The organism is Kitasatospora sp. NEAU-69 (assembly GCF_057158765.1).
Genome location: NZ_JBWXUE010000072.1, coordinates 1 through 12,161, shown reverse-complemented (window position 1 = coordinate 12,161; position 12,161 = coordinate 1). Strand labels below are relative to the sequence as shown.

1 protein-coding gene is annotated in these 12,161 nt (G+C 72.7%); it reads left to right on the top strand.

Translation table 11 applies throughout. The features are described 5' to 3' along the window. Window positions 1-12,161, top strand: a 12,161-nt coding sequence (locus tag AC060L_RS37065; RefSeq protein WP_483803399.1) for an SDR family NAD(P)-dependent oxidoreductase, incomplete at both ends; no start/stop codon positions are given.

Below are 12,161 nucleotides of genomic sequence, written 5' to 3'. Positions count from 1 at the left end.
GTCCTGGGTCATGAGTCGGGGCAGGCGGTGGAGGCGGGTCGGGCGTTCAAGGAGCTTGGGTTCGATTCGATGCTGGCGGTTGATCTGCGGAACCGGTTGAACGCGGTGACGGGTCTGCGGTTGCCGGCGACGTTGGTGTTCGATCACCCGACGCCTGCGGCGATCGCGGTGGAGTTGCGTGCGTTGCTGTTGGGCGCGCCGGCTTCGGCGGCGGTGGTCCCGGTGGGTGTGGCGGTCGAGGGCGATCCGGTGGTGATCGTGGGGATGGCGTGCCGGTATCCGGGTGAGGTGGGTTCGCCGGAGGATCTGTGGCGGCTTGTCGCTCAGGGGCGGGATGCGGTGTCGGGGTTCCCGACGGATCGTGGGTGGGATCTGGAGGGTCTGTTCGATCCGGATCCGGAGCACCGGGGGACGTCGTACGCGTGTGAGGGTGGGTTCCTGTACGACGCGGGCGAGTTCGATGCCGGGTTCTTCGGGATCTCGCCGCGTGAGGCGCTTGCGATGGACCCGCAGCAGCGCCTGTTGCTGGAGTCCTCGTGGGAGGCGTTCGAGCGGGCGGGCATCGATCCGGCCACGCTGCGCGGCAGCGCGACCGGCGTCTTCGCCGGTGTCATGTACCACGACTACAGCGATGCGATGGGCCAGGCGGAGGCCGAGGTCGAGGGGTACGCGCTGACCGGCAAGTCGGGCAGCGCAGTCTCGGGCCGGCTCTCGTACACCTTCGGTTTCGAGGGTCCGGCGGTCACGGTGGACACGGCGTGCTCCTCCTCGCTGGTCGCGCTGCACTTGGCCGCTCAGGCGCTGCGCGCCGGTGAGTGCTCGATGGCGCTGGTCGGTGGGGTGACCGTGATGTCGACGCCGGAGGTGTTCGTCGAGTTCAGCCGTCAGCGCGGGATGGCGCCGGACGGGCGGTGCAAGCCGTTCGCGGCCGCCGCCGACGGCACCGGCTGGTCGGAGGGTGTCGGCGTGCTGCTCGTCGAGCGGCTCTCGGACGCCCAGCGCAACGGGCACCAGGTGCTGGCGGTGGTGCGCGGTACGGCGGTGAACCAGGACGGCGCGAGCAACGGTTTCACCGCGCCGAACGGGCCCTCTCAGCAGCGGGTGATCCGCCGGGCGCTGGCGAGCGCGGGGCTGGCGCCGCAGGACGTGGACGCGGTGGAGGCGCATGGGACGGGTACGACGCTGGGCGACCCGATCGAGGCGCAGGCGCTGATCGCCACCTACGGTCAGCAGCGAGACGCCGAATCCCCGTTGTGGCTCGGCTCGTTGAAGTCGAACATCGGTCACGCGCAGGCCGCCGCCGGTGTCGGTGGCGTGATCAAGATGGTGATGGCGATGCGCGAGGGCGTGTTGCCGCGCACGTTGCACGTGGACGAGCCGTCGTCGCATGTGGACTGGTCGGCGGGTGCGGTCGAGCTGCTGACCGAGGCCCGGCCGTGGCCGGAGACGGGCCGGCCGCGTCGCGCGGGTATCTCCTCGTTCGGCGCGAGCGGTACCAACGTGCACGTCGTCATCGAGCACATGCCCGCACCGGAACAGGAGTTCACGCAGGGACCCGAGCCCGACTCGGTGGACGGTGTGGTGCCGTGGCTGCTGTCCGCGCGGACGGGTGAGGCGCTGGCGGGTCAGGCCCGGCGGCTCGCCGAGCTGGTGCGCACCACCGAACCGGCGCTTGCCGTGGGCGCGGTGGGCCAGGCGCTGGAGACCTCCCGCACGGTGTTCGAGGAGCGGGCGGTGGTCCTGGGCCGCGACCGCGAGGAGCTGCTGGCCGGGCTGGACGCACTGGCCGAGGACCGATCGGCGCCCGGTGTGCTGACCGGGATGGCCCGGCCGGAGGGCCGGATCGCGTTCCTGTTCACCGGTCAGGGCAGTCAGCGGGTCGGTATGGGACGGGAGTTGTCCGAGCGGTTCCCCGTCTTCGCCGAGGCGCTGGACGAGGTCTGCGCGCTCTTCGACCCGTTGCTGGAGCGGCCGTTGTGCGAGGTGATGTTCGACGACACCGAGAGTCTGCTGGGTGAGACGGTGTTCACCCAGGCGGCCTTGTTCGCGCTCGAAGTGGCGCTGTTCCGTTTGGTCGAATCGTTCGGTGTGCGGGCGGACTTCCTGCTCGGCCACTCGATCGGTGAGCTGGCCGCCGCGCATGTCGCGGGGCTCTGGTCGCTGCCGGACGCGGTCACGGTGGTGGCCGCGCGCGGCCGGCTGATGCAGCAACTGCCCACCGGTGGCGCGATGGTGGCCGTGCAGGCCACCGAAGCCGAAGTCCTCGCCGCACTGGCCGAGGGAGCGGAGATCGCGGCCGTCAACGGCCCGGACTCCGTGGTGATCTCCGGTGACGAGGCGCCGGTGCTCGAAGTGGCAGGCCACTTCAAGGTGTTGGGCCGCAAGACCCGTCGTCTCACCGTCAGCCACGCCTTCCACTCGGCCCGGATGGAGCCGATGCTGGCGGAGTTCCGTTCCGTCCTGGAGAGCGTGGAGTTCGGCGGTGTGGAGCTGCCGATCGTCTCCAACCTCACCGGCGCCCTCGCTGCTCCCGGTGAACTCGCCACTCCTGACTACTGGGTGCGGCAGGTCCGCGAGGCGGTCCGGTTCGCCGACGGCGTCGCCGTCCTCTCCGGTGAAGGCACCCACACGCTGATCGAGTTGGGCCCCGACGGTGTCCTCACCGCGATGGCCCACGACAGCCTCCCCTCGCAGAGCAACGCGGCGGCCGTGGCGGTGCTGCGCCGCGACCGGCCCGAGAGCGACACGCTCCTCTCGACGCTCGCATCCGCACACGTGCGCGGCCACCGGGTCGACTGGGCGGCGGTGCTGCCGCGGACCGCCGGCCGTCCGCTCGACCTGCCCACCTACGCCTTCCAGCACGAGCGTTACTGGCTCACCCGCTCCGCCTCCGCGCCCGCCGACGCCGCCGGGCTGGGCCTGGTCGCGGCCGGACACCCGCTGCTCGGCGCGAGCGTGCGCCTGGCGGGCACCGACAGCGTGATGCTCACCGGACGGCTCTCGCTCCAGGCCCAGCCCTGGCTGCGCGACCACGCGGTGGCCGGCACGGTGCTGCTGCCCGGCACGGCCATCGTGGAGCTGGCGATCCGCGCCGGCGACGAGGTGGGCTGCGGCCGGCTGGACGAACTGGCCCTCGAAGCACCGCTGGTGGTTCCCGAGCACGGCGCCACACAGCTCCAGGTCGTCATCGAGGCACCCGACGCCGACGGCCGGCGCGCGGTGGCCGTGTACGGGCGTGACGAGAGCGAGGCGGCCGCTGCCGCCGACGATGCATGGATCCGCCACGCCTTCGGCGTGCTGGCACCGTCCGCCGCCGACCCTGCCGACCCTGCCGACCCTGCCGACCCGGCGAACGAAGGTGGCACCTGGCCGCCCGCCGGTGCGCAGCCCGTCGCGCTGGACGACTTCTACGCCGACCTGGCGGCCACCGGCTACGGCTACGGCCCGGCGTTCCAGGGGCTGCGCGCGGCCTGGCGCTCGGGCGAGGACGTGTTCGCCGAGGTCGCGCTGCCCGCCGAGTACGCTGAGGACGCGCAGCGCTTCGGCCTGCACCCGGCGCTGCTGGACGCCGCCCTGCACGCCGCGACGCTGAGCGGCCTCGACGCCGCACCCGAAGGCTCGGTCCGCCTGCCGTTCCTGTGGACGGGCGCCGCGCTGCACGCGACCGGTGCCTCGGCGCTGCGGGTCCGCCTGTCGGTCACCGGCGCTGACACCCTGGCCGTGTACGGGTCGGACACACTCGGGCGGCCGGTCTTCTCCGCCCAGGGCCTCACCGTGCGGTCGGTGGCGCCGGCACAGCTCGGCCTGGCCCGCGACCCCGCGCGCGACTCGCTCTTCCGGCTCGACTGGCGCCCCCTCGACCCGGCCGTGACCCCGGCGCCCGCCTCGGCCCCGGCCGACGTCTGGGCGGTCCTCGGCGAGGACGCGCAGGCGCTGGCCGATGCCCTGCGCGCCCAGGGCGTGCAGGCGCGCGCCTACGAGGACCTGAGCGCGGTCGGCGGGAGTGACGACGCCGTCCCGGCCATTGTCGCGATCAACTGCCCGCCCTCGCCCGCCGTCGCGGGCGCGCACCCGGGAACGGCCGACGAGGTCGCGGCTGCGGTGACCGACCTGCTGAGCCAGGTCCAGCAGTGGCTTGCCGACGAGCGCTTCGCAGATTCCCGCTTCGTGGCGCTGACCCACGGCGCGGTCCGCACGGCGGCCGGTGCCGAGGCTGATGACACGGACCTGGTGCATGCTCCGCTCTGGGGCCTGCTGCGCAGCGCGCAGACCGAGCACCCCGACCGGTTCCTGCTCATCGACCTCGACCCTGCCGACGCCGCCGCCGACGCGCCCGCCGACGCCTCCGCCGAGCCGTCCGTCACCGGCTTGCCCCTGGCGTTCGCCACAGCCCTGGCCGCCGGCGAGACCCAGATCGCGGTGCGCGCCGGCGTGCCGCTGGCGCCCCGGCTGGCCCGGGTCGACTCAGGTTCCGCTGCCGCCTCCGGCTCCGGCTCCAGCTCCGGTGCTGGCCTGGTGCCGCCGCCCGGTGGCGCCTGGCGCCTGGAGACGGCTCACGCCGGCACCCTGGAGGGTCTGGCGCTGCTTCCCACCCCCGAGGCGCGGCGGCCGCTGGCCGACCACGAGGTCCGCATCGCGGTCCGGGCGGCGGGCCTGAACTTCCGCGACGTCCTGATCGGTCACGGCATGTACCCGGGTGCGGCCTCGATGGGCGGCGAGGGCGCCGGCATCATCGCCGAGGTCGGCCCCGGCGTCACCGAACTCGCCGTCGGCGAGCAGGTCTTCGGGATGTTCCGGGACGCCTTCGGCCCGCTGGCGGTGGCCGACCACCGGATGCTCAGCGCGATGCCCGCACACTGGTCCTTCGAGCAGGGCGCATCGGTGCCGATCGTCTTCCTGACCGCCTACCTCGGCCTGGTGGAACTCGCCGCGCTGCGGCCGGGCGAGCGGGTGCTGATCCACGCGGGTGCGGGCGGCGTCGGGATGGCCGCCATCCAACTGGCCCGCCACTTCGGAGCCGAGGTCTTCGCCACGGCCAGCGAGGGCAAGTGGGAGACACTGCGTGCGCTCGGCTTGGACGAGGCACACATCGCCTCCTCCCGCACTCTCGACTTCGAGGAGAAAATCCGCGCGGCCACCGGCGGCCGTGGCGTGGACGTGGTCCTCAACTCCCTTGCGGGGGAGTTCATCGACGCCTCGCTGCGGCTGCTCGCTCCCGGCGGCCGGTTGCTGGAGATGGGCAAGACGGACATCCGGGACGAGCAGGACGTGCGGGCGCAGTTCCCGCAGGTCTCCTACCAGGCATACGACTTGGTGGACGCGGGCCCCGAGCGGATCTCGGTGATGCTGGCCGAGCTGATGGGCCTGTTCGACTCCGGCGTGCTGTCTCCGATTCCGGTGCGTGCGTGGGACGTTCGGCGGGCGCCGGAGGCGTTCCGGTTCATGTCGCAGGCCCGCCACACCGGTAAGATCGTGCTGCGGATGCCGACCCCGCTCGATCCGGCCGGCACCGCGCTGATCACCGGCGGCACCGGCACGCTCGGCGCGCTGGTCGCCCGGCACCTGGTGACCGAGCACGGCGTGCGCAGTCTGGTGCTGCTCAGCCGTCGCGGCCCGGAGGCTCCGGGCGCGCAGGAGCTGGTGGCCGAACTGGCCGAGCTGGGCGCCAGCGTAATGGTGGAGGCGTGTGATGCCGCCGACCGCGAGTCCCTCGCCGCCGTCCTCGCCCGCATTCCGGCCGAGGCCCCGCTGACGGCCGTCGTGCACGCCACCGGCGTCCTCGCTGACGGCCTGATCGAGTCGATGACCCCGGACCAGCTCGACCTGGTACTGCGCGCCAAGATCGACGGCGCACTCAACCTGCACGAGCTCACCCAGGGCCAGGACCTCGCCGCATTCGTCCTCTTCTCCTCCCTCGCCGGGGTGATCGGCAACGCCGGCCAGTCGGGCTACGCGGCCGCGAACAGCTTCCTGGACGCCCTGGCGCAGCACCGCCACGCCGAGGGCCTGCCCGCCACCTCCGTCGCCTGGGGCCTGTGGGCCGAGGCGAGTGCGATGACCGGCCAGCTCGGCCGGCAGGATCTGGCCCGGATGCGCCGCTCCGGCATCGCCGCGCTCACCGCCGAGCAGGGCCTGAGCCTGCTGGACGCGGCCCTGACCGTGGACGAGGCGCACCTGGTCGCCGTCCGCCTGGACCACACCGTGCTGCGCGCCCAGGCCGAAGCCGGGGCGCTGCCCAGGCTCCTGCAGGGCCTCGTGCGCACCCGCGAGGTGCGCCGCGCGGCGCAGAGCGTCGCGGCCGGGCAGCACAACCCGCTGGTGCGCGAACTCGAGGCGGCCACCGAGGCCGAGCAACTGCGCATGCTGGCCGACCTGGTGCGCGCGAACGTCAGCGCCGTCCTGGGGCATGCCACCTCCCAGCCCGCCGACGCCGAACGCGCCTTCAAGGATCTCGGCTTCGACTCGCTGACCTCCGTCGAACTGCGCAACCGGCTGAACACGGCCACCGGCCTTCGACTGCCGACCACCCTCGTCTTCGACCACCCCACCCCGCTTGCCCTCGCAGCCTTCCTGCGCGAACAACTGCTCGGCACGGCCCGCGCCGCAGTCCCCGCGGCCCCGGCTGCGGTCACGCTGCCGGCGGTGGACAGCGAACCGATCGCGATCGTCGGGATGGCCTGTCGGCTGCCCGGTGGGGTCGGCTCGCCGGAGGAGTTGTGGCGGCTGGTCGACGAGGGCCGGGACGCGATCGGCGGGTTCCCCACCGACCGTGGCTGGGACCTGGACGCCCTCTACGACCCGGACCCGGCACACCCGGGCACCAGCTACGCGCGCCATGGCGGGTTCCTGGACGCGGTTGCCGACTTCGACGCCGACTTCTTCGGTATCGCGCCGCGTGAGGCGCTGGCGATGGACCCGCAGCAGCGGTTGCTGCTCGAGTCCTCCTGGGAGGCGATCGAACGGGCCGGCATCGACCCGACCGCGCTGCGCGGCAGCCGGACCGGCGTGTTCTTCGGCGTCATCGCCAAGGACTACGCCGCCCGGCTGGACCGCACGCCCGAGGACGTCGAGGGCTACCTGGGCACCGGGAACGCGAGCAGCGTCAGCTCCGGCCGGGTGGCCTACACCTTCGGGCTCGAAGGCCCCGCGGTCAGCGTGGACACCGCCTGCTCCTCCTCGCTGGTGGCGCTGCACCTGGCGGTCCAGGCGCTGCGCGGCGGCGAGTGCTCGATGGCGCTCGCGGGTGGCGTGACGGTGATGCCGTCCCCGGACATGTTCGTGGAGTTCAGCCGCCAGCGCGGCCTCGCCCCCGACGGCCGCTGCAAGGCCTTCGCCGCGAGCGCGGACGGCACCGCCTGGTCCGAAGGTGTGGGTGTGCTGCTGGTCGAGCGCCTCTCGGACGCGCGGCGCAACGGGCACCGCGTGCTGGCGGTGGTGCGCGGCAGCGCCGTGAACCAGGACGGCGCGAGCAACGGCCTGGCCACGCCGAACGGCCCCTCGCAGCAGCGGGTGATCCGCCAGGCACTGGAGAACGCCCGGCTGGCGCCGCAGGACGTGGACGCGGTGGAGGCACACGGGACGGGTACGACGCTCGGTGACCCGATCGAGGCACAGGCGCTGATCGCGACGTATGGGCAGGACCGGCCGGTCGAACAGCCCCTCTGGCTGGGCTCGTTGAAGTCGAACATCGGCCACGGCCAGGCCGTGTCGGGTGTCGCGGGTGTGATCAAGATGGTGCTGGCGATGCGCGCCGGGGTGCTGCCGAAGACGCTGCATGTGGATGCGCCGTCTTCGCATGTGGATTGGTCGGCGGGTGCGGTGGAGTTGCTGACCGAGGCCCGGGCGTGGCCGGAGGCGGAGCGTCCGCGTCGGGCGGCGGTGTCCTCGTTCGGGATCAGTGGGACGAATGCGCATGTGGTGCTGGAAGGGGTCCCGGCGGAGGAGGGTGTCTCTGCGAGCGTGGCGGGTGGTGTGCTGCCGTTCGTGGTCTCGGGGAAGTCGGAGGCGGCGCTGCGTGAGCAGGCGGTCGGACTGGCCGACTTCCTGAGTGAGCAGCCGGACGTCGGCTTGGCCGACGTTGCATTCTCGCTGCTGTCCTCGCGTTCGCAGTTCACCCATCGGGGGGTGGTGCTGGCTTCGGATCGTGCGGAGCTGGTGGCGGCCCTGGCGGCGGGGGAGTTCGTTCGGGGGGCTGCGGAGTCTTCGGGGCGGGTGGTGTTCGTCTTCCCGGGGCAGGGTTCGCAGTGGCTGGGGATGGCGGCTGAACTGCTGGATGTCTCCCCGGTGTTCGCGGAGCGGATCGGTGCGTGTGAGGCGGCGCTGGCGCCGTTCGTGGACTGGTCGCTGACCTCGGTGCTGCGTTCGGAGTCGGAGGAGTGGCTGGCCCGGGTCGATGTGGTGCAGCCGGTGTTGTGGGCGGTGATGGTCTCGCTCGCCTCGCTGTGGCGCTCCCACGGTGTGGAGCCGTCGGCGGTGGTGGGGCACTCGCAGGGTGAGATCGCGGCGGCGTGTGTGGCCGGTGCGCTCTCGCTGGAGGACGGCGCGAGGGTGGTGGCGCTGCGCAGCCAGGCGATCCTCGCGTTGGCCGGCACCGGTGGCATGGCCTCGGTGTCGCTGCCGGTGGATGAAGTCGCTGAGCTGATGGCGTCGTTCGGCGAGCGCCTGTCGGTGGCCGCGGTGAACGGTTCGGCCTCCGTCACGGTGGCGGGCGAACCGGCCGCGCTCGACGAGTTGTTGGCACTCTGCGAGCAGCGGGATATCTGGGCGCGTCGGGTGCCGGTGGACTACGCCTCGCACTCGGCGCAGGTGGAGCCGATCCGCGAGTCGTTGATCGAGGCGCTCGCCGGGATCGAACCGCGTGCAGCGCAGGTGCCGTTCTACTCGGCGGTGACCGCCACCCGCCTGGACACCACGACCCTGGATGCCGAGTACTGGTACACGAATCTGCGTCAGACCGTGCGGTTCGAGGAGACCGTCCGTCTGCTTCTGGAGCAGGGCCATGACGCGTTCATCGAGACCAGCGCCCACCCCGTGCTGACCACCGCGATCGAGTCCACCGCCCCCCAGGCCATCGTGCTCGGCACGCTGCGCCGGGGTGAAGGCGGCCCGGAGCGCCTGCTGACCGCGCTCGCCGAGGCCTACGTCAACGGGCTCACCGTCAACCTCGGCCTGCCCACCGGACGGCGTGTCGACCTGCCGACCTACGCGTTCCAGCGCCGCCGCTACTGGCTCCAGGCGCCTCCTGGGGTCCGGGGCGATCTGGGTGCTGCCGGCTTGCAGGACGCTGAGCATCCGCTACTGGCTGCGTGTGTGGAGTCGGCGGATGGTGGTGTGCTGCTGACCGGGCGGTTGTCGTTGGCGGCGCAGCCGTGGCTGGCGGATCATGCGGTGGCGGGTACGGTGCTGTTGCCGGGGACGGCGTTCGTGGAGCTGGCGGTGCGGGCCGGCGATGTGGTCGGCTTCGGCCGCATCGACGAACTCGCCCTCGAAGCGCCGTTGGTGATACCGCGCCATGGTGGCGTGCGGATCCAGGTCACGGTCGGTGCGGCCGAGGCCGACGGCTCGCGGGTCGTGCAGGTGTTCTCGCAGCATGAGGAGGAGACGGCGCAGTCGGGCTGGACCCGCCACGCGGCAGGCACCTTGTCGGAGCGCGGTGCCGACCCGGACGTCTCGTTCGCCGCCGCGCAGTGGCCCCCGGTTGGTGCACAGAACGTCGAGCTGGACGACTTCTACGACGATCTGGCGGCACGTGGTTACGAGTACGGGCCCGCGTTCCAGGGTCTGCGTGGGGTCTGGCGTTCGGGTGAGGATGTCTACGCCGAGGTGGCGTTGCCCGCCGAGCAGCGGGAGGAGGCCGCGCGCTTCGGCCTGCACCCGGCGCTGCTCGACGCCGCACTGCACGCCATCGTGAAGACGGCGAGGCCCGCCGACGACGGCCGGCTGCGACTGCCGTTCGCCTGGGACGGCGTCACGCTGGCCGCGACCGGTGCGACCACCGCCCGCGTGCGGATCTCGCCGCTGGACCAGGACACCGTCGCACTGGCCTTCGCCGACCCGAGCGGACGGCCCTTCGCCGAGATCGCGGGCCTGACCCTGCGTCCGGTGGACGTCGGGCAGCTGGTCCACTCGGTCGGCGCCCAGGAACCCCTGCACACTGTCGAGTGGGTGCCCGCCGCCGGGACGGACCCGGCTGCCGGTGCCGCCCTGATCGCGGACGCCGTGCTGCTCGGCCCGGATCCGTTCGACCTGGCGGCCGCGCACGCCTACGCCGACCTCGCCGCGCTCGCCTCGGCACTCGATGCGGGCAGCTCCGTGCCGGGCGTCGTGCTGTTGCCGTGCGCCGCCGATGCGGATGGGTCGCTGACCGAGCGGGCGCATGCGGTGGTGGCGGGTGTCTTGGCGGTGGTGCGGGACTGGCTGGCGGATGAGCGGTTCGCTGGGTCGCGGCTGGTGGTGGTGACGCGGGGCGCGGTGGGTGTGTCGGGCGTCTCCGACCTGGCGGCGGCGCCGGTGTGGGGTCTGGTGCGCTCAGCAGCGACCGAGCATCCTGGCCGTTTCACCCTCGTGGACCTCGATGACGATGGGGATGGCCTGGCAGCGGCGTTGGCGTGTGGCGAGGCTCAGGTGGCGGTGCGTGGGGGCGCGGTACTGGTGCCGCGTCTGGTCCGCTCCACGCTGTCTGGCGAGGCTGCGTCCTTCGGGACCGGCACCGCGCTGATCACCGGTGGCACCGGCACGCTCGGCGCGCTGGTCGCCCGGCACCTGGTCAGCGAGCACGGTGTGCGCAGTCTGGTGCTGCTCAGCCGTCGCGGCCCGGAGGCTCCGGGCGCTCAGGACCTGGTGGCTGAACTGTCCGAACTCGGCGCCAGCGTGCTGGTCGAGGCGTGTGACGCGGCCGACCGCGAGGCCCTGGCCGCCGTCCTTGCCGACATCCCGGCGGAGGCCCCGCTGACGACCGTCGTGCACGCCGCCGGCGTCCTCGCCGACGGTCTGGTCGAGTCAATGACGCCGGAGCAGCTCGACCTGGTGCTGCGCGCCAAGATCGACGGTGCGGTCAACCTGCACGAGCTCACCCAGAGCCAGGACCTCGCCGCGTTCGTGCTCTTCTCCTCCGCTGCCGGCGTCTTCGGCAACAGCGGCCAGGCGAACTACGCGGCCGCGAACACGTTCCTCGACGCCCTCGCCGCCCACCGCCGCGCCGACGGCCTGCCCGGCATCTCCCTCGCCTGGGGCTTCTGGGCGCAGGCCAGCGGCATGACCGGACACCTCGACCAGGGCGACACCGCCCGCCTGGCCCGCCAGGGCATCGTGCCGCTGACGGAGCAGCAGGGCCTCGCGCTCCTCGACACCGCCCTCGGCCAGGAGACCGCGCTGCTCGTCCCGATCCGCCTGGATGCGGCCGCACTGCGCGCCCAGGCCACCGCCGGACGGCTCCCGACGCTGATGAGCAGCCTGATCCGGGCACCCAAGCGACGCATCACCGAGCCGGGCCCGGACGCGCACGAAGCCTCCGCGCTGGCCCAGCGCCTGGCGGCGCTGACGCCCGCCGAGCAGGAACGTGAACTGATCGACCTGGTCCGCGGCATCGTCGCAGCGGTCCTGGGTCATGAGTCGGGGCAGGCGGTGGAGGCGGGTCGGGCGTTCAAGGAGCTTGGGTTCGATTCGATGTTGGCGGTTGATCTGCGGAACCGGTTGAATGCGGTGACGGGTCTGCGGTTGCCGGCGACGTTGGTGTTCGATCACCCGACGCCTGCGGCGATCGCGGTGGAGTTGCGTGCGTTGCTGTTGGGCGCGCCGGCTTCGGCGGCGGTGGTCCCGGTGGGTGTGGCGGTCGAGGGCGATCCGGTGGTGATCGTGGGGATGGCGTGCCGGTATCCGGGTGAGGTGGGTTCGCCGGAGGATCTGTGGCGGCTTGTCGCTCAGGGGCGGGATGCGGTGTCGGGGTTCCCGACGGATCGTGGGTGGGATCTGGAGGGTCTGTTCGATCCGGATCCGGAGCACCGGGGGACGTCGTACGCGTGTGAGGGTGGGTTCCTGTACGACGCGGGCGAGTTCGATGCCGGGTTCTTCGGGATCTCGCCGCGTGAGGCGCTTGCGATGGACCCGCAGCAGCGCCTGTTGCTGGAGTCCTCGTGGGAGGCGTTCGAGCGGGCGGGCATCGA